Genomic DNA, 17,662 nt, shown 5'->3' with positions numbered 1-17,662 from the left:
GACCGCAACGGCGGCGCCGCAAAAGCTACGGCACGCCGGGCCCGGCCGCGACCCCCGGTCGGGACAGCCGCCGATCACCGGTCGGATGACCGTCACGGCTCACGGTGGCCGGTGGCGCGGCGCCGCCCCAATGGCGTGTAGGGGGAGTCGTGGGCGACGCGGTTCGTCCGGCTACGGCATTCTCAGCCGCCTCGGAGAGGGTGCCGAGTGGCGGTTTGGTCGGCTCCGCACAGTAAGATTGGGGGCGAGACGAAAGACCCGAGACGGAGCGACGGACTGGGGCCCGGTGGGCCCTCGATCATAGTCCCGCATCGGGTCCGAGCCGATCGCGATCCGCGGGCAACCGCGGCGCCCGGCGCACATGATCCGACCTGGCGATCCCAGGGGCGGTCCATGCGCGCCGACGTCGCGTCCTGTCCGCCGAACCCGCGCCCCCGCGCCCACGCGCGGCCGGTGCGAGAAAGTGGCCGAGGGTGGCAGCGGAGGACAACAAGAAGTACGGTGCCGAGTCCATCACCGTTCTCGAGGGCCTGGAAGCGGTCCGGAAGCGGCCCGGTATGTACATCGGGTCCACCGGCGAGCGCGGTCTGCACCACCTGGTGTGGGAGGTCGTCGACAACGCGGTGGACGAGGCGCTGGCCGGGCACTGCGACACCATCGACGTGGTGCTGCTGGCCGACGGCGGTGTCCGGGTGACCGACAACGGCCGTGGCTTCCCGGTCGACCTGCACCCGAAGCTGAAGAAGCCGGGTGTCGAGGTCGCCCTGACCGTGCTGCACGCGGGCGGCAAGTTCGACGGCAAGGCGTACGCCGTCTCCGGCGGCCTGCACGGCGTCGGCGTCTCCGTGGTGAACGCGCTGTCCACCCGGATGGCCGTGGAGATCCACAAGGACGGCTTCGTCTGGCGCCAGCAGTACAACCACTCCAAGCCGACGCCGCTGGAGAAGGGCGAGGAGACCGACCGTACCGGTTCGGCCGTCTCCTTCTGGCCCGACCCGGACGTCTTCGAGACCGTCGACTTCGACTTCCACACCATCTACCGGCGCCTCCAGGAGATGGCCTTCCTCACCCGGGGTCTCACCATCCACCTGCTCGACGAGCGGGTCCCGGAGGACGAGGACGGCAAGACCCGCGAGGTCACCTTCCACTACGAGGGCGGCATCGCCGACTTTGTCCGGCACCTCAACGCCTCCAAGAGCCCGATCCACAAGACGGTGGTCGAGTTCGGGGCCGAGGAGACGGGCATGTCGGTCGAGATCGCCATGCAGTGGAACGAGTCGTACGGCGAGTCGGTCTACACCTTCGCCAACAACATCAACACCCACGAGGGCGGCACCCACGAGGAGGGCTTCCGGGCCGCGCTGACGAGCGTCGTCAACCGCTACGGCGCCGAGAAGAAGCTGCTCAAGGGCGACGAGCGCCTCTCGGGTGAGGACATCCGCGAGGGCCTGGCCGCGATCATCTCGGTCAAGCTCACCGACCCGCAGTTCGAGGGTCAAACCAAGACCAAGCTGGGCAACACCCCGGTGAAGGGCTTCGTGCAGCGGGTCTGCAACGAGTCGCTCGTCGACTGGTTCGACCGCAACCCGGCCGAGGCGAAGATCATCATCCAGAAGGCGTCCCAGGCGGCGCGCGCCCGGATCGCCGCGCAGCAGGCGCGCAAGCTCGCCCGGCGCAAGTCGCTGCTGGAGTCCGGCTCGATGCCCGGCAAGCTGGCCGACTGCCAGTCCACCGATCCGCGCGAGTCCGAGGTCTTCATCGTCGAGGGCGACTCGGCCGGCGGCTCGGCCAAGCAGGGCCGCGACCCGCGCGTCCAGGCGATCCTGCCGATCCGCGGCAAGATCCTCAACGTCGAGAAGGCCCGGATCGACCGGGTGCTGAAGAACAACGAGGTGCAGGCGCTGATCACCGCGCTCGGCACCGGCATCCACGACGACTTCGACATCGAGAAGCTGCGCTACCACAAGATCGTGCTGATGGCCGACGCCGACGTGGACGGCCAGCACATCCAGACGCTGCTGCTCACCCTGCTGTTCCGCTTCATGCGGCCGCTGGTCGAGCTGGGCCACGTCTACCTGGCTGCCCCGCCGCTCTACAAGATCAAGTGGAACAAGAAGGGCGACGACGCCCAGTACGCGTACTCGGACCGCGAGCGCGACGGGCTGATCGCCCTGCGCCAGCAGAAGAAGCCCAACGCCCGCCCGGACGACATCCAGCGGTTCAAGGGTCTCGGCGAGATGAACTACCCCGAGCTGTGGGAGACCACGATGAACCCGGCCACGCGTACGCTGCGCCAGGTCACGCTCGACGACGCCGCCACCGCGGACGAGCTGTTCAGCGTCCTGATGGGCGAGGACGTCGAGGCTCGCCGGTCGTTCATCCAGCGCAACGCCAAGGACGTGCGGTTCCTGGACATCTGACGGACGCGCCCGGGCCGGCCGGACATCCACCGGCCGACCCGGCAGTCCACAGAGTTATCCACAGTCTGAACGCTTTCCACAGCCGTTATCCACAGCGAGACCACGACTGAAGAGTCTGATAAGGGTTAACAGTGACCGATACTCCCGAGTCCACCCCGAACGAGCCGGAGACCCCGGAGGCACTGGCGGCGGTCGTCCAGCACGACCGGATCGAGCCGGTCGGCCTCGAGGTCGAGATGCAGCGCTCGTACCTCGACTACGCGATGAGCGTCATCGTCGGGCGGGCCCTGCCGGACGTCCGGGACGGGCTCAAGCCGGTCCACCGCAAGATCCTCTACGCCATGTTCGACTCCGGCTACCGGCCGGACCGCGGGTACGTGAAGTGCTCCCGCGTCGTCGGTGACGTGATGGGCCAGTTCCACCCGCACGGCGACTCGGCCATCTACGACGCGCTGGTCCGGATGGCGCAGCCGTGGTCGCTGCGCTACCCGCTGGTCGACGGCAACGGCAACTTCGGCTCGCCCGGAAACGACCCGGCCGCCGCCATGCGTTACTGCCTCGTCGGCGACGCCCGGATTCGTACCGCTGAGGGGTCCGTGAGGATCGCCGACGTCGTGCCGGACGCCGCACCGAGCAGCGAGACCGATGTCGACCTCAAGGTCCGTGACCGCAACGGCGACCTGGTCCGCGCCTCCAAGTTCTTCCACTCCGGCGAGCACCCCACGCTGCGGCTGCGCACCCGCGAGGGGTACGAGCTGACCGGCACCCACAACCACCCGGTGCTCTGCCTGGTGAACGTGGCCGGCGTGCCGACCCTGCTGTGGAAGCTGCTCGCCGAGATCGCCCCGGGTGACCGGGTGGTCCTCCAACGCACCGTGCCGGACGAGATCGGCTACCCGATGCTGGAGCACGTCGAGGCCGCCGTGCTCGCGGGCGCGTTCGTGTCCGAGGGGTGGGTGTCCGAGCAGCGGGCCGGCTTCAACAACGTGGACCGGGAGTTCTTCGTCCGCGTCCTCACCGCCTATGACCTCGCGGTCGGCGGCCCCCGGTACGTCGCCGAGCGGGTCATCGCCTCCGGCAGCACGCTGCACGAGCTCGACGTACAGAACCTCTCCGCACTCCGGGCGAGCGTGCTCGGCGAGATGGTGGGCGCGCGGAGCGCCGACAAGTTCGTGCCGGAGTTCGTCTGGCGCGGACCGGCCGCGGTCAAGCGGGCCTTCCTACAGGCGCTGTTCGAAGGCGACGGATCTTCGTCGCTGCTGCCCCGCCACACGATCCAGGTCTCCTATTCGACCCGCAGCGAGCGGCTGGCCCGCGAGGTGCAGCAGCTGCTGCTGGAGTTCGGCGTGGTCAGCCGGCAGTGCCGGTACGACAACGGCGAGATCAAGGTCGTCGTCACCAACCGTCGGGACGCCCGGATCTTCGCCGCTCACGTCGGCTTCCTCGGCCGCAAGCAGGCCAAGCTGGAATCCGAGCTGGCCCAGGTGCCGGCGAGCAGCACCGCGCTCTCCGGCGATCACGTGCCGTTCGTCGGCGACTTCGTCCGCGAGCACGGCGCGAGCCGCTGGACCGAGCGCGACTGGCTGCGCCGGCACAACGTGGACCGGATCGAGCGCTGGGAGCGGGACCGCGACGAGATCGCCGCCCGGATCACCGAGCCGGGCATCCTCGACGTGGTCGAACCGCTCGTCGACGGACGCTTCTACTACGCCGAGGTGACCGACGTCACCGACGCGGGAGTGCAGCCCGTCTACAGCATCCGGGTGGACACCGAGGACCACTCGTTCGTCTCCGACGGTTTCGTCAGCCACAACACAGAGTGCAAGCTCGACCCGCTGGCGATGGAGATGCTGCGGGACATCGACGAGGACACCGTCGACCTGCAGGACAACTACGACGGCCGGGCCAAGGAGCCCACCATCCTGCCGTCGCGGATCCCGAACCTGCTGATCAACGGCTCCGAGGGCATCGCGGTCGGCATGGCCACCAAGATCCCGCCGCACAACCTGCGCGAGATCGGCGCGGCCGTGCAGTGGTGCCTGGAGCACCCGGAGGACGACGAGGCGACCACGCTGGAAGCCCTGCTGGAGATCGTCAAGGGCCCGGACTTCCCGACCCACGGCCTGATCGTCGGCCAGGCCGGCATCCAGGACGCGTACCGCACCGGACGCGGCTCGATCCGGATGCGCGCGGTGGTCGAGGTGGAGGAGGACAAGCGGGGCCGGCCGGCGCTTGTGGTCAGCGAGCTGCCCTACCAGGTCAACCCGGACAACCTCGCCGAGCGCATCGCCGAGCTGATCAAGGAGGGCAAGCTCGCCGGCATCGCCGACATCCGGGACGAGTCCTCCGGGCGTACCGGCATGCGGATCGTGCTCGTGCTCAAGCGCGACGCGGTCGCCAAGGTGGTGCTGAACAACCTCTACAAGCACACCCAGCTCCAGGAGACGTTCGGCGCCAACATGCTGGCGCTGGTCGACGGCGTGCCGCGCACGCTCAACCTGGCCCAGTTCCTCCGCTACTACGTCGAGCACCAGATCGAGGTGATCCGGCGGCGGACCGCGTTCCGGCTGCGCAAGGCCGAGGAGCGGGCGCACATCCTGCGCGGTCTGTCCAAGGCGCTGGACGCGCTGGACGAGGTGATCGCCCTGATCCGGCGCTCGCCCACGGTGGAGGACGCCCGGCAGGGCCTGATCCGGCTGCTGGACATCGACGAGGTCCAGGCGACCGCGATCCTGGACATGCAGCTGCGCCGGCTGGCCGCCCTGGAGCGGCAGCGCATCCTGGACGACCTGGCGAAGCTCGAACTGGAGATCGCCGACCTCAAGGACATCCTGGCCAAGCCGGAGCGGCAGCGGCGGATCGTCTCGGAGGAGCTGGGCGAGATCGTCGCGAAGTGGGGCGACGACCGGCGTACGAAGATCGTCCCGTTCGACGGCGAGGTCTCGATGGAAGACCTCATCGCCCGCGAGGACGTGGTGGTGACGATCACCCGCACCGGGTACGCGAAGCGGACCAAGGTCGACCTCTACCGGTCGCAGCGGCGCGGCGGGAAGGGCGTCAGCGGGGCGACACTCCGCCAGGACGACATCGTCAGCCACTTCTTCGTATGCTCTACCCACGACTGGATCCTGTTCTTCACGAACAAGGGTCGGGTCTACCGGGCGAAGGCTTACGAGCTTCCCGAGGCCAGTAGGGTGGCCAAGGGCCAGCACGTGGCCAACCTGCTCGCGTTCCAGCCCGACGAGCAGATCGCGCAGATCATTGAAATCCCGAACTACCAGGTGGCGCCCTACCTGGTACTGGCCACGAAGAACGGCCTGGTGAAGAAGACGCGGCTCGAGGAGTTCGACTCCAACCGTTCCGGCGGCATCATCGCGATCAACCTGCGCGATGAGGACGAGCTGGTCGGTGCGGTCCTGGCCGCTCCGGAGGACGACCTGTTGCTGGTGTCGAAGAACGCCCAGGCGATCCGGTTCAACGCCACCGACGAGGCGCTGCGTCCGATGGGCCGGGCCACTTCCGGGGTGATCGGCATGCGCTTCAGCGGCGAGGACGAGTTGCTCGCCGTCGAGGTGGTGCGAGAGGGTCTGGACGTTCTGGTCGCGACGAACGGGGGTTACGCGAAACGTACCCCGATCGAGGAATACCCGGTCCAGGGCCGGGGAGGTAAGGGCGTGCTGACCGCGAAGATCACCGAGCGACGCGGTGGCCTGGTCGGCGCGGTCGTGATCGATCCGGAGGACGAGCTGTTCGCCATCACGAGCAACGGCGGCGTCATTCGGACTCCGGTGAAGCCTGTACGCCGTACGCGTGACCGGAACACAATGGGGGTCAAGCTGATGGACCTCCCGGACGGCGTGACTATCGTGGCGATTGCTCGCAATGCCGACGAGCCTGACGAACAGGACTAGTTGATGACGGAGACACAGGCGAAGTCGGGGAACAAGGGGACCTCGGCCACTCCGGTCGACGAGGAGGCCGCGCAGGGCGGCACACCAGCGACCGGCCGCGCGGCTGTGGGCCGGGCCACGGTTCCCGCCGACGCGCCTGCCCCGAAGTTCACCCGGGCTCCCGGCATGGCCCCGCCTCCGGACAAGCCGGCCGAGGACTCCGGTTCCCGGGACTCGGCCGAGACCAAGGTCGACGCGCCGACGTCGGCCGACGGGCTGGCCGCCCCGGCCGCCAAGCCCACGAACGCCACGAGCACCCAGCCGATCAAGGCGCCGTCGGCCGCCGGCCGGGCCTCCACCGGTACGACCGGCACGCAGCCGCGGATCGGCGCCGGCCTGGGAACCGCCCCGAAGGCGTCGCCCGACGGCTCGCGCCCGGGCGGTGCCGCGAACGCCCAGTCCCGGCCCGCCAACGGCGGCGGCCTGCCGCCGGGCATCAGCGGCGCGGCGGCAGTCGGCGCCGCGCGCGTGGGTGAGGCGGTACGTGCCGCGCGTACCTCGGTCAGCTCGGCCGCGTCGCGCGGACCGCGACGGGCCCGGCTGAACCTGAAGCGGATCGACCCGTGGTCGGTGATGAAGTTCGCCTTCGCGGTGTCCGTGGTGCTCTTCATCGTGGTCGTCGTGGCGACGTCGGTGCTCTACCTGGCGCTGGACGCCATGGGTGTGTTCAAGAGCGTCAACGACAGCCTGACCGACCTGGTGAACGCCGGCGGCGGCCAGGGTGGCGGCGGCTTCCGGATCACCGCCAAGGGCGTGATCCTGACGTCGGCACTGATCGGCCTGGTGAACGTCGTGCTGTTCACCGCGCTGGCCACGCTCAGCGCGTTCGTCTACAACGTCTGCGCCGACCTGGTCGGCGGGATCGAGCTGACGCTCGCCGAGCGCGACTGATCAACCCGGCGCCGGGGCACCGCGTAATGCGGTCGCCCCGGCGTCGTGCGTCCGGGTAGGTTCGAAGTGGCGCGGGTGCTTTCACCACAGACCCCGATTTGGGCGCGGTGGAGGCGATGGGTTAACCTAGCTCGTCGCTACGCGGGGCTATAGCTCAGTCGGTTAGAGCGCAGAGCTGATAACTCTGAGGTCGCTGGTTCGATTCCAGCTAGCCCCACCGCACATCGTCCGACGACAGTCGAGCGCGAGGGGTCAAGCACATGTTCAAGAAGCTCCTGATCCTGGCCGGCATCGTCGGTGTGGCCGCCGTCGTGGCCAAGAAGGTCAAGGCCTCGAACGACGAGCGCGCCCTGTGGCACGAGGCGACCACGGCGCCCGACTTGCGCTGAACGCCCTCACGGGGCCCTAGCTCAACTGGCAGAGCACTGCCTTTGCAAGGCAGGGGTTAGGGGTTCGAGTCCCCTGGGCTCCACCAGCACTTTCCCCGGTTGATCTCGGTCCCGAGTACAGCCATTCGTACAGCCAAGCGGTCACGCCATGCCCTCCTCGCCGAGGACCCGGTCGATGGCCGAGGCAGCCTGACGAGCCCGCGCCAGCAGGACGTGCCCATAGGTGTCAGCCGTCATCCGGATCGTGGAGTGCCCGAGCAGCTCCATCACCGTGCGCAGCTCCTCGCCCTGGTCAAGCGCGCTCCGCGCGGCGCGGGCCGGGGCGCGGCAAACGGCTCCTGCGGCGCCGCCGCCCCGGCCGCCTCCGGCGCCGAGGCGGAAAATCAACCGGCCCGAACCCCACGCCCCGCCCCGCGCGTCACACCTGGGTCAGTGAGGTGACCCGGTGACGAGTCCCGAAGGCGACCAGGGCCAGGCGGACACGCTTCCACCTGGTTCCGGCGCTCCCGAAGCAGCACGAGATCGGGCAGCCCAACCGCGGGGAGGCGAAGTTGCCGAACAGTTCCGCACGCTCGCTCAGGCCCAGGGCGGAGGAGGGGTCGAGGTGGTGTGGGGGGTGGTGGGGCGAGGGAGTAGGCAGGTTAGAGCTGTGCCTCCGGCGGGGGCCAGACGACTCCGGGATGGAGTTGCCGAACGGTTCCGGTCGGAGAATGGTTGAGGTGGGATGCCATCCCGCCAGCCACCGACCCAGGCAAGCCGAGCAGACCAGGGCCAGGGTGACAAGGTCGTACGTCCGGTAGGGCGCTCCACCTTGTCACCCTGGCCCTGGCCCCCTCCACGGTGTGTGGGTCGGCGGCAGACGGGATGGCAGATATGAGGTTGTCGGAGCGTGAGGTGCGCCTACAGGCCGGTGCCGCCGTTGGGCATCTTGTTCCTCTCCGACATGCCGGAGGCGAAGCGCTCTGCGTCGTGCCGATGCTGGTCGCTGGCAGCTCGGCGGGAAGCAGTCGAATCCACATCTGAAGAGAGCTGATTGCGCTGCCGCCGACTTAAGAAGGCGACGATCCCGCCCACCAGCACCAAAAGCACCACGAGAGAAACCACCACCGTCGTCATACCATCGACGCTACGTCACGCGCGCCACTTCTTGCCATCACCGATGGCTGTACAGCCATCCGTACAGCCAAGCCGGCCGACACCTGCCCGGTCGGAGGCCGACCAAAGGCGACATGACGAGCAGGTCAACGGCGGTCACCGACACTGGCCGACACCGGTCTTGATCTTTGCAAGGCAGGGGTTAGGGGTTCGAGTCCCCTGGGCTCCACCAGCACCAACACTGGCTGATCTTGATGCGAGTACAGCCAACTCTTCCTGAACACGCTGCCCGGCCCTCCCTTGGGGCCGGGCGGTTGCGTCTTGGGCGCTAGGGGCGGGAGGTCATCGTGGCCGCGCGCCAGCAGTGGCGTGACCATCGCGCCGAGATCGTCTCAGGCTCGGACCATCCGTAGCGGTGGGAGCTACGCGGCGTCCGAACCTCCTGAGGTTTTCCCTTCATGAGGTGCTCCCTGGATGTCTACGGGTTGGCCGACTTGCGACGTTAATAGGGCGTGACGTTCGAGGAGTACGCGTTCGCCCGCACTTCGGCGCTGGTGCGGCTCGCCCGGTTGCTGACCGGTGACGAGCATCGGGCCGAGGACCTGGTTCAGGATGTCCTCGCCAGGGCGTATGCCCGCTGGGCGCGCATCTCCCGGACGGATCGACCCGATGCTTATGTCCGCCGGATGCTCGTCAACGCCCATCACTCGTGGTGGCGCCGGCGTAGCAGCCAAGAGATCTCGGTCGCCGTTGTCGACGATCGGCCGGACGCCACGGACGAGGCCGCCGGTGTCACCGAACGTGACGCACTGTGGCGGCTGGTCTGCGCTCTGCCAATGCGTCAACGCACTGTGATCGTCCTTCGCTACTACGAGGATCTTGACGACGCGATGATCGCCGAGATCCTGGACTGTTCGACCGGCACAGTTCGTACCCACGCGAAGCGGGCCCTGACAGCACTCCGTAAGCGGCAGGAAGTATCCGCCTCCGCCCGGACAGGAGGAGAGTTCTGATGTTCAGCGACCTCGATCAGCAGCTCGCCACGACGCTGAAGCACCACGCGGGCGGCAACATCGACCCCGCGCCGATCGTGGAACACGCCCGGCGTCGCGGCCACCGCCTTCGACTGCGTCGCCGCTGGCTGATCACCGGGGGTACGGCAGCAGCGTGCGCCTTCCTAGCCACGGCGGTCACGGTGGTTCCCGCCGGTAGGGCCCCCGATGGCGCGACCATGCCGGCCACGGCACTCGTGCTGCCGGACGCACCGGGCGAGCCCGGCGCCATCGCACGGCCTGAGGTCGTGGGGACCGATCCCGGCGTGGTGCACTTCACGACCGACAGCCTGGTCGGCGATGCCTGGTCCGCGACCTGGAGCGCCGGGCGCGGGGTCGAGAGCGTTGAGTTCCGGGGCACAGCCGGGCAGGCCCGGTTCGTGTTGGCGCGCAGCGCCGCGACGCTGGACGGGCTGCAGCAGACGTTGTCGTCGGCGGGGCGACCGCAGCCGCCGACCGATGTGCGGGTCGGAGGCCGCCCGGGGGTCGCTTGGTTCGATCCGTCCGGCGACAAGAAACTGTGGTTCGTTCGCTGGCAACCCGTTGATGGGCTCTGGGCTCAGCTCGACATCTACGCGACCGGCCACGACGAGGCGACAGACGCGGCGAGTCGCGTCCGGTTCGACGGCGCCCACCGCTGCGTGGTGCCGTTCCGCCTGCAGTCGCTGCCGCCAGGTGGGCGGCTGCTCGAATGCTCGGTCACGCTTGACCGGTCGGAGCGTGGCTCCTTCGATCAGGCCTCACTGGTGATAGGTGACGAATCCGGTCGTTGGCTGACGGTTCGGGCACAACCCGTGCCGGGCCGCGACCCCATGGCCGCCGACCTCGTCGCCGGGCCCTACCGGGCACGCAGGCAGGGCAGCGACGTGCTGGAGATGTTCGTCAAGCCATGCGTCGTCGAGGCGTTCCTCAAGGGTTGGGGGAACGGCTACACCGAGTCGGAAGGCCTGACGGTTCTGAGCGGGTACCAGCCGGCCCTCGACCTCGACCGCCCCGACACCTGGTGACACCACCGCGGCGCCGACGTCAACATCACACACCGTTACTCAATACGGGAGAGATCAGCATAGCTGCAGGCCGATGGGAAACTCGCTCGCCGCTGGCTGCAGCGACAGCGTCGTGGCGCCACTACGTGGCCGGGTCATCAGCTCTTAGCTGGGATTGTTCTGTAGCTGCTCGTGGAGCTGGCCGGCGTCCAGGTGAAGCCCGCGCCGGTGGTATGCGGCCATGGCGAGGGTGGCCAGGAGGTACCGGTCCTGGCCACCCTCGGTGTCCAGATCGGCGGTTAGGTCGGCACGGGAGTTCCACCCCCGTACGAACTGCCCTTCGAAGGTGTCGAGGAACCACCACGTCCCGTCGGCAGACTCAAGGAACACGTCGCCGACAGTGAGGTGAACCGCGGAGCCTTGCCGGCGAGATCCAGCCGGTCCCATGACTCCAGTGCCCGAGCGTATTGCTGTCCGTACGAGCCGCCGAGGTCTGCTTGACGCGGCGGACTGGGCGGCGGTTCGCTCCCGAGAAGGGCGGGTCGACGGCAGGCAGGATGGCTGCGGAGATCACCGGATCTCTGCCAACTGGGCAGGGGCGAGTCCGCAACCCGCCGTGGCTGGTGGTCAGGTCGGTTCGGGCCCGCTCCGGGGCCGGCGCGACGGCTTGCTCGCCGGCTCCTCCGGTTCACCGCGGTAGCGCGGGTTGTGCTTGATGATCAGGGGCGCGACCAGGGCGGCGAGCGCCCCACCGAGCAGCGGGAAGACGATGAACAGCCAGAGTTGCCGCAGCGCCGCGCCGCCCTCGAACAGGGCCGGACCGAACGACCGGGCCGGGTTCACCGAGGCGCCGGTCAGCGTCACGCCCACCAGGTGCGCCGCGGCGAGCGCCAGGCCGATCGCTAGCCCGGCGAACCCCGCGTGCTCCGCGCGACTCGTCACCACCAGCACCACCAGGACGAACAGGAACGTCAGTATCGTCTCCAGCACCGCCGCGCCGCCCCCGTTGATGTGCTTGCCGTATCCGTTGCTTCCCAGCACGCCGGTCTGGTCCGCCACGTCACCCCAACGCACCAGGCCCCAGATCACGGCGCCGGCGACGGTTGCGCCGGCGAACTGGGTGATCCAGTACGCGACCGCACCGACGGGGGAGATCTTGCCGGACAGGAGCACGCCCAGCGTCACCGCCGGGTTGACGTGACTGCCGGAGAGCGGGCCGATCGTGTAGACCAGCGCCAGCATCACGAAGCCGAAAGCGAGGGCCACCACGACGACCCCACCGTCGATGCGTGCGGCGACCGCACTGCCCACCCCGAAGAAGACCAGCAGTAGCGTGCCGAGAAACTCGGCGGCGTACCGTCGCACGTCGTCCATGAGGTCAGACTAGGGCGACCAGCGGCTCGAGAAGCGCGAAAGCGGCAGCCGCCGCCTCTCCGATAGCAACCCGACGAGGCCGGCCGGATAGAGCGGGCTACCGGCGTCGAAGCTGTTCAGCGATCGCCACATCACCTTCGTGCCCGCGTCGTCGCGTATCTCGCCGACGGCGTCCCGCTCGTAGACGGACTGGTCGGAGAGCCGGCAGTCGAAGATGAAGACGATCTCGTGTCCGTCGCGGCCGAAGGCGTGGAAGAGGTTCTCCAGAACGCCCAGGAGGCGCACGTCGAGAAGCTCGACGCCGAGTTCCTCGCGCAGCTCGCGCCGTACGGCCGCCTCGGCCGTCTCGCCGAAGTCGATCCCCCCGCCCAAGGGGCGGTAGAACGTCTCGTCCTTCGTGGAGTCGTGGTACTCGAACACGAGGACGTCGTCGCCGCGCCGCGGTACGGCGACGGCGACCGCTCGGATCGACGACATCCACGAAGGTTATCGAAAGACGAGCGCGCCCAGCCCGACGAGAGGTCGAGCTGGGCGCGCCGATCGAGCTACGCCACGAAGCGGGAGCGCCGACGGCGTCCGATCACGAAGGCCGCGCCGCCGACGAGCAGGAGTGCCCCGCCGATGCCGGCGACGGTCACGCTGTCGGCACCGGTCACGGGCAGCCCACCGCCTTCGCCGCCCTCGCCGCCGGGGGCACCGCCGCTGGCGGAGGGTGATTTCTCACGGGGAGGAAAACCGCATGCGGAAGATCGCGGCCGGCGCCTTGATGGCGCTGGCCTTTCTGATTCCGGCGGCGCCCGCGGCGGCTCAGGCGGCGACGCCCGGGCTGAACGAGGCATGCCAGACGGTCGAACGCAAGGTGTACACGGACATCCGGGAACTCGTCACCATCGACCTGGACACAGCCGACGTCGGCCAGGTGCGGCTGCTGGCCTACCGGATCCTGGATGCGGCGAAGGCCGACTCGCTGACCGTCCTGCCCGGCGCGATCGAGGAGCGACTGAACGGCACCTCGGACGATCTCCGCGCGTTCCTCAAGGACGACGTGCAGGACATCTGGTCGAGGGATCTGCGCGTCGAAGTGGCCCAGTCGTTGGCCGGCGCCGGCACCAACGTGCGGGCAGCCGCGCAGAAGTTGCTCGACAACCCGTCGACCGATGCCTACCTGGCCTACCTGAACAACGGCCTGTACGCCGCACGGGAACTCGACTGCGCGTCGCAGCCCACGCCGACGCCGACGTCCCGGCCCACGTCGACGCCGAGCGCCACGCCCAGCGCCACGACGACCGTCACCCCGCCCCCTGCCCAAACATGGAGATGTTAACGGTCGACGGCCCGTTTGATCGCCGCCACCCGCGTCGGCAGCGGGCCGGCGGGCACGTCGACGAGATCGAATCCCGCCTCCCGGTACGTCAGCTCGTGGACCCGCTCGAAGACGAGTGATTCCTCGAAACTGATCCGGCGCGCGGGGGTCGCCTCGACGAAGCCCTGATTCCGTACGAAGAAGACGATCCGCTCGTACCGCCGATCCGTTGTCATGCGCTCGACCTCGTCCAGCAGGGCGGGTGGCGGTGTCATGCCCAGGTGACGGCACAACGCGAGGGTGCAGACGGGCGAGCGGTCGTGGAAGACCACGAGGTCGGCATGGACGTCGGCTCGGCGCCGGCGCCTCTGCTGGAGGTCCAGCACCCGGTCGGCGAAGTCCGGCTCACACCACGGCTCCGGTCGGCCGAGCGCCTGGTCGAGCGCGATCACGTCGGTCGCGGCCTCCTCCACGACGGGATAGCCGTCGATCTCCAGGTGGCGCAGGAGCGCAGTCTTACCGGAGCCGGGAGCGCCGGTGAGGATGTATCCGGGCATGACGTCCTCCGATGCCTGGAAAGACGGCTTGATAGGCAAGCCGTGACTTGCATATGCTTGATGACGTGGGCGATCTGTACCAGGCGCTGGCCGATCCCACCCGCCGCCTGATCCTCGACGAGCTGACCGAGCGCGACGGTCAGACCCTGTTCGAGATCTGCGGCCGGCTGGCCACCAAGCACCAGGTCGGCTCGTCCCGGCAGGCGATCTCCCAGCATCTCGACGTCCTGGAGGCCGCCGGCCTGATCGTCACGCGGCGGCAGGGTCGCTACAAGTTCCACCACCTCGACACCCGGCCGCTGCGGTCCATCACTGAGCGATGGCTCAGGTCCGCCGAACCGACCCAGGAGAATCCGTGAAAATCAACCTCACCAACGTGTACGTCGACGACCAGGCCAAGGCCCTGCGCTTCTACACCGAGGTGCTGGGCTTCGTGAAGAAGACCGACGTGCCGACCGGGGAGTACCGCTGGCTCACGGTGGTCTCGCCCGACGCCCCGGACGGCGTGGAGTTGCTGCTGGAGCCCGACGCCCACCCGGCCGCCAAGGCGTTCAAGGAGGCGCTCGCGGCCGACGGCATTCCGCTGACGCAGTTCGCGGTGGACGACGTGGCCGCCGAGCACGACCGGCTGCGCGGCCTCGGCGTGCTGTTCACCCAGGAACCCGTCGACATGGGTCCGGTGACCACTGCGGTGTTCGACGACACCTGCGGCAACCTGATTCAGATCGCACAGTACCGGTAGCGGGTCGGCGGTGGCCGGACCGTGGCGGAGCCCGGCACTGGCGGCCGTGGTGGCGCGCCTGGAGGACGAGATCCGGGACGCCTGGGCGCGGCTGCGCGCGGAGCTGGACGTGGCGCCGGGCTCGCCGGAGGAGAGCGAGCTGGCCTGGCTCGTCATCGACGACCCCGGGGCGTACGACTGGCGGACCGTGGACGGGGCGGTGGACCGGCTGACCTGTCCCGACTGCGGGGCACGGCTGAGCGCCGGACCGGTGACGTGCACGACGTGCGAGTTCCGCCACCGGATGCGGTTCGGCGCCCGGGAGCGGGACCGCCCGCACGTGCCGCCCGGCAACGAGCACGCGCTGCGTGTCGCCACGGCGGTGAGCCGCAGCCGGCACCGCTACTCGCCTCGGGCGCGGGTCGGCTACGAACTGGTCCTGCCGGATCTGCTGGCCGGTGCCCTGCCCACGACTCCCCAGGCCCAGGCCGCCAAGGCACTCATCAACACGTTGACCGACGACGAGTGCGACCGGGTCGCGAGCCTCGCCGAGGTCGCGGAGTTGGCGAGAGGGCGTTGACTCTGCTCCGCGCCGGCGCGGCGACGGGTAGGCGTCAGCCGAGCCGGTCGAGCAGCTCGCGGCTGCGGCTCACCACCAGCGCTGTCGCCTCCTTGTCGTACGAGGGCAGCGAGCTGTCGGTGAACAGGTGCCGGTCGCCGGGGTAGACGTACAGCTCGCCGCGCTCGGGTCCGACGATCGACACGAGCTCGCGGGCGGCGTCCACGTCCCCTTCCAGCCCGAAGAACGGGTCGCGCTCCATGCCGTGCACCTGCACCGCCACCCCGTCGGGCCAGGGGCCGATCGCCCACTCGCCGGTCACCGGCAGGCAGGCCTCGTAGAGCAGGGCGGCCCGGGCGCCCGGCCGGGTCTGGGCGAGTCGCTGGGCGGTGGCGGCGCCCCAGGAGACGCCCGCGTAGACGAGGTCGGCGGGCAGGTCGGCGACGATCGCGTCGGCGCGCCGGTCGAGGACGTCGCCGCCGATCCGCTTGATCAGCGCGGCGCCGTCCTCGATGGTGACCGGCCGTTCGCCGTCGAAGAGGTCGGGAGCGTGCACGGTGTGCCCACCGGAACGCAGGGAGTCGGCGAGCGCGCGGACGCCGTCCGTGAGCCCTTGAATGTGGTGGAAGAGCACGATCTCGGCCATCACTACACTCCTGAGTTGTCAGACCAGAGTTATCGAACGAACCAGAATCTTAGAACGGTCGAGAAATGTCGGTCAATCAGCGGATCCCGGACTACGACCTCGACGACCTGCTCGTGGTCACCGCTCCGGAGCAGTTGCGCGCGCTCGCTGACCCGCTGCGGAGCACGCTGCTCGAACTGCTCCTGGAGCGCGCCGCCACCGTCAACGAGATGGCCCGCGCCGTCGACCGGCCGAAGAGCAGCGTGGCGTACCACGTGAACCAGCTGGTCGACGCCGGTCTGCTGCGCGTGGTACGGACCCGCCGGGTACGCGCCATCGAGGAGCGGTTCTACGGGCGGGTGGCCCGCACCTACTACGTCGGTGCGCTCAGCCGGGCGGAGGACAAGCAGGTGGTGTCCCGGATCAACGGGCTCGCCGAGGCAGCCGCCGAAGCGGCCGCCGCGCACGCCGCCGACGAGCTGCGGTGCACGCTCGTGCACGCGCGCATCCCGATCGAGGACGTCCGCGAGTTCTGGACGGAGGTGCAGGCGCTGGCCCGGCGGTTCGCGCAGATCCCCCGAGCCGGGGACCAGGTGTACGGCTTCGCCGCCGGCCTCTATCCGACTGATGCGCCGACGCTCCCCGACACGGATTCCGGTTCCGGCTCCGCCGACTGACTCGGGGCAGCGCCACCCGACGGGGTCTTGCCGGGGCGACGAACCGGGCAGGCTAGCGTCGGAAGCGTGAGCACCGGATCCCCGCGCGTCCTGCCGGCCGAGAGCGGCATCGACGAGGCAGCCGCCGTCCTGCGCGCCGGCGGGCTGGTCGCCTTCCCCACCGAGACCGTCTACGGGCTGGGCGCCAACGCGCTCGACGCCCGGGCCGCGGCGCGGATCTTCGAGGCGAAGGCGCGGCCGGGCTTCGACCCGCTGATCAGCCACCTGGCCGACGCCGCCGACCTGGCCGCGCTGGTGGGCGAGGTGCCCGCGGCGGTGGCCGCGCTGGCGAAGCGGTTCTGGCCCGGCCCGCTCACCCTGATCGTGGACCGGCCGGAGGTCATCCCGCCGATCGTCACCTCCGGCCTGGACACCATGGCGGTACGCGTACCGGACGAGCCGTCCGCGCGGGCACTGATCGCCGCGGCCGGCGTACCGGTGGCCGCGCCGAGCGCGAACCGGTTCGGCCAGCTCAGCCCGACCCGGGCCGAGCACGTGGTGGCCGGGCTGGGCGGCGCGGTGGACGTGGTGCTCGACGGTGGGCCCACCCGGTGCGGCATCGAGTCGACGATCGTGGACGCCCGGGGGGAACGGCCGGTGGTGCTGCGGCTGGGCGCGCTGCCGGTCGAGGCGCTCGTCGAGGCGGTCGGCCCGGTCGAGGTGCGCCAGGGCAGCTCCGGACAGCCGGTCGCGCCCGGGACGCTGGCCGCGCACTACGCCCCGCGTACCCCGTTGCGGTTGGGCGCGGCGGCCGAGCCCGGCGGCGGGCGACGGGGGTTCCTGGCCTTCCGGGAGCCACCGGCGGACGGCGACTGGGCGGCGGTGGAGGTGCTGTCGCCCGACGGCGACGTGACGGCGGCGGCGGCGCGCCTGTTCGACGCGCTGCACCGGCTCGACGCGGCCGGGGTGATCGAGATCGTCGCCGAGCCGGTGCCGGAGACCGGCGTGGGCCGCGCGATCAACGACCGGCTGCGCCGGGCCGCCGCCACCTGGCACTGAACGGCAAGCCGCCGGTCAGGGCGTC

General features: G+C 69.7%; 19 protein-coding genes, 2 tRNA genes and 1 pseudogene. 14 read left to right on the top strand and 8 right to left on the bottom strand.

All coding sequences use genetic code 11. The features are described 5' to 3' along the window. Positions 1-473: 473 nt before the first annotated feature. From gyrB to ABIH81_RS08210, 6 genes are all read left to right on the top strand, one after another. A complete protein-coding gene (gene gyrB / locus ABIH81_RS08235) occupies positions 474-2,420 on the top strand; it encodes a DNA topoisomerase (ATP-hydrolyzing) subunit B (RefSeq protein ID WP_151013228.1) in 1,947 nt (648 codons plus the stop codon). A 236-nt stretch (positions 2,421-2,656) separates the two neighbouring features. After that, positions 2,657-6,331 (top strand): intein-containing DNA gyrase subunit A, encoded by a 3,675-nt coding sequence (gene gyrA, locus ABIH81_RS08230; RefSeq protein ID WP_349881041.1) that lies wholly within the window; start codon positions 2,657-2,659, stop codon positions 6,329-6,331. A 3-nt stretch (positions 6,332-6,334) separates the two neighbouring features. Further along, entirely contained in the window at positions 6,335-7,261 is a 927-nt protein-coding gene (locus tag ABIH81_RS08225; RefSeq protein ID WP_349879750.1) for a DUF3566 domain-containing protein, read from the top strand. Between the two features lie 143 nt (positions 7,262-7,404). Beyond that, positions 7,405-7,478: transfer RNA gene (locus ABIH81_RS08220), tRNA-Ile, on the top strand. A gap of 43 nt (positions 7,479-7,521) precedes the next feature. Next, the gene (locus ABIH81_RS08215; RefSeq protein WP_013283222.1) at positions 7,522-7,650 is read left to right on the top strand and encodes a DLW-39 family protein; all 129 of its coding nucleotides are present in this window, start codon (positions 7,522-7,524) and stop codon (positions 7,648-7,650) included. 10 nt (positions 7,651-7,660) lie between these two features. After that, a tRNA-Ala gene (locus ABIH81_RS08210) sits at positions 7,661-7,736 on the top strand. A gap of 55 nt (positions 7,737-7,791) precedes the next feature. Here ABIH81_RS08210 and ABIH81_RS08205 read toward each other — a convergent pair. Next, entirely contained in the window at positions 7,792-7,920 is a 129-nt protein-coding gene (locus ABIH81_RS08205) for a hypothetical protein (RefSeq protein WP_349879749.1), read from the bottom strand. A gap of 630 nt (positions 7,921-8,550) precedes the next feature. Next, entirely contained in the window at positions 8,551-8,766 is a 216-nt protein-coding gene (locus ABIH81_RS08200) for a hypothetical protein (protein WP_349879748.1), read from the bottom strand. A 491-nt stretch (positions 8,767-9,257) separates the two neighbouring features. Here ABIH81_RS08200 and ABIH81_RS08195 point away from each other — a divergent pair, with 491 nt between their 5' ends. Together ABIH81_RS08195 and ABIH81_RS08190 are read left to right on the top strand one after the other, a co-directional pair. Next, positions 9,258-9,758, top strand: coding sequence for a SigE family RNA polymerase sigma factor (locus tag ABIH81_RS08195; protein WP_349879747.1), 501 nt, complete (start codon positions 9,258-9,260; stop codon positions 9,756-9,758). Further along, on the top strand, positions 9,758-10,804 hold the full coding sequence (locus tag ABIH81_RS08190) for a hypothetical protein (protein WP_349879746.1): 1,047 nt from the start codon (positions 9,758-9,760) through the stop codon (positions 10,802-10,804). Before ABIH81_RS08195 ends, ABIH81_RS08190 begins: the two co-directional genes overlap by 1 nt. A 144-nt stretch (positions 10,805-10,948) precedes the next feature. On the opposite strand, the gene ABIH81_RS08185 is transcribed toward ABIH81_RS08190, so the two are convergent. From ABIH81_RS08185 to ABIH81_RS08170, 4 genes and pseudogenes are all read right to left on the bottom strand, one after another. Further along, a complete protein-coding gene (locus tag ABIH81_RS08185; RefSeq protein WP_349879745.1) occupies positions 10,949-11,173 on the bottom strand; it encodes a hypothetical protein in 225 nt (74 codons plus the stop codon). Between the two features lie 237 nt (positions 11,174-11,410). After that, positions 11,411-12,157: an aquaporin gene (locus ABIH81_RS08180; protein ID WP_349879744.1), complete on the bottom strand. Its 747-nt coding sequence runs from the start codon at positions 12,155-12,157 to the stop codon at positions 11,411-11,413. 9 nt (positions 12,158-12,166) lie between these two features. Beyond that, a complete protein-coding gene (locus ABIH81_RS08175) occupies positions 12,167-12,634 on the bottom strand; it encodes an NUDIX hydrolase (protein WP_349879743.1) in 468 nt (155 codons plus the stop codon). Positions 12,635-12,702: 68 nt separating this feature from the next. Further along, a pseudogene (locus ABIH81_RS08170) lies at positions 12,703-12,873 on the bottom strand (LPXTG cell wall anchor domain-containing protein); the annotation flags it as partial. A gap of 23 nt (positions 12,874-12,896) precedes the next feature. Between ABIH81_RS08170 and ABIH81_RS08165 the strand changes: the two are divergent. Beyond that, positions 12,897-13,481, top strand: a complete 585-nt coding sequence (locus ABIH81_RS08165) for an ALF repeat-containing protein (RefSeq protein ID WP_349879742.1) — start codon at positions 12,897-12,899, stop codon at positions 13,479-13,481. On the opposite strand, the gene ABIH81_RS08160 is transcribed toward ABIH81_RS08165, so the two are convergent. Further along, positions 13,478-14,017, bottom strand: coding sequence for an AAA family ATPase (locus ABIH81_RS08160; RefSeq protein ID WP_349879741.1), 540 nt, complete (start codon positions 14,015-14,017; stop codon positions 13,478-13,480). The genes ABIH81_RS08165 and ABIH81_RS08160 overlap by 4 nt on opposite strands. 53 nt (positions 14,018-14,070) lie before the next feature. On the opposite strand from ABIH81_RS08160, the gene ABIH81_RS08155 reads away from it, so the two are divergent. From ABIH81_RS08155 to ABIH81_RS08145, 3 genes are read left to right on the top strand one after another with little or no spacing between them, the layout of a single operon-like run. After that, positions 14,071-14,376 carry a metalloregulator ArsR/SmtB family transcription factor gene (locus ABIH81_RS08155; RefSeq protein WP_216931354.1) on the top strand — a complete coding sequence of 102 codons (306 nt, stop codon included), beginning with the start codon at positions 14,071-14,073 and terminating at the stop codon, positions 14,374-14,376. Further along, positions 14,373-14,759 (top strand): VOC family protein, encoded by a 387-nt coding sequence (locus ABIH81_RS08150; protein ID WP_349879740.1) that lies wholly within the window; start codon positions 14,373-14,375, stop codon positions 14,757-14,759. Before ABIH81_RS08155 ends, ABIH81_RS08150 begins: the two co-directional genes overlap by 4 nt. A gap of 10 nt (positions 14,760-14,769) precedes the next feature. Further along, the gene (locus ABIH81_RS08145; protein WP_349879739.1) at positions 14,770-15,318 is read left to right on the top strand and encodes a hypothetical protein; all 549 of its coding nucleotides are present in this window, start codon (positions 14,770-14,772) and stop codon (positions 15,316-15,318) included. Between the two features lie 34 nt (positions 15,319-15,352). Here the strand turns inward: ABIH81_RS08145 and ABIH81_RS08140 are convergent, their stop codons facing one another. Beyond that, positions 15,353-15,943, bottom strand: a complete 591-nt coding sequence (locus tag ABIH81_RS08140) for a dienelactone hydrolase family protein (protein ID WP_349879738.1) — start codon at positions 15,941-15,943, stop codon at positions 15,353-15,355. A 65-nt stretch (positions 15,944-16,008) separates the two neighbouring features. Here ABIH81_RS08140 and ABIH81_RS08135 point away from each other — a divergent pair, with 65 nt between their 5' ends. Further along, positions 16,009-16,599 carry a helix-turn-helix domain-containing protein gene (locus ABIH81_RS08135; RefSeq protein ID WP_349879737.1) on the top strand — a complete coding sequence of 197 codons (591 nt, stop codon included), beginning with the start codon at positions 16,009-16,011 and terminating at the stop codon, positions 16,597-16,599. Between the two features lie 90 nt (positions 16,600-16,689). After that, the gene (locus ABIH81_RS08130; RefSeq protein WP_349881040.1) at positions 16,690-17,637 is read left to right on the top strand and encodes an L-threonylcarbamoyladenylate synthase; all 948 of its coding nucleotides are present in this window, start codon (positions 16,690-16,692) and stop codon (positions 17,635-17,637) included. Positions 17,638-17,662: the final 25 nt, after the last annotated feature.

Origin of the sequence: Micromonospora sp. HUAS YX12 (assembly GCF_040215685.1) — a bacterium.
GTDB lineage: Bacteria > Actinomycetota > Actinomycetes > Mycobacteriales > Micromonosporaceae > Micromonospora > Micromonospora tulbaghiae.
This window is presented reverse-complemented; position numbering and strand designations above follow the sequence as displayed.

Excerpts from the sequence above, each read along its gene's own strand:
- gyrA (WP_349881041.1), top strand. The coding sequence starts at position 2,657 with ATGCAGCGCTCGTACCTCGACTACGCGATGAGCGTCATCGTCGGGCGG.
- ABIH81_RS08225 (WP_349879750.1), top strand. The coding sequence starts at position 6,335 with ATGACGGAGACACAGGCGAAGTCGGGGAACAAGGGGACCTCGGCCACT.
- ABIH81_RS08215 (WP_013283222.1), top strand. The coding sequence starts at position 7,522 with ATGTTCAAGAAGCTCCTGATCCTGGCCGGCATCGTCGGTGTGGCCGCC.
- ABIH81_RS08200 (WP_349879748.1), bottom strand. The coding sequence starts at position 8,766 with ATGACGACGGTGGTGGTTTCTCTCGTGGTGCTTTTGGTGCTGGTGGGC.
- ABIH81_RS08190 (WP_349879746.1), top strand. The coding sequence starts at position 9,758 with ATGTTCAGCGACCTCGATCAGCAGCTCGCCACGACGCTGAAGCACCAC.
- ABIH81_RS08180 (WP_349879744.1), bottom strand. The coding sequence starts at position 12,157 with ATGGACGACGTGCGACGGTACGCCGCCGAGTTTCTCGGCACGCTACTG.
- ABIH81_RS08175 (WP_349879743.1), bottom strand. The coding sequence starts at position 12,634 with ATGTCGTCGATCCGAGCGGTCGCCGTCGCCGTACCGCGGCGCGGCGAC.
- ABIH81_RS08165 (WP_349879742.1), top strand. The coding sequence starts at position 12,897 with ATGCGGAAGATCGCGGCCGGCGCCTTGATGGCGCTGGCCTTTCTGATT.
- ABIH81_RS08160 (WP_349879741.1), bottom strand. The coding sequence starts at position 14,017 with ATGCCCGGATACATCCTCACCGGCGCTCCCGGCTCCGGTAAGACTGCG.
- ABIH81_RS08155 (WP_216931354.1), top strand. The coding sequence starts at position 14,071 with ATGCTTGATGACGTGGGCGATCTGTACCAGGCGCTGGCCGATCCCACC.
- ABIH81_RS08140 (WP_349879738.1), bottom strand. The coding sequence starts at position 15,943 with ATGGCCGAGATCGTGCTCTTCCACCACATTCAAGGGCTCACGGACGGC.
- ABIH81_RS08135 (WP_349879737.1), top strand. The coding sequence starts at position 16,009 with ATGTCGGTCAATCAGCGGATCCCGGACTACGACCTCGACGACCTGCTC.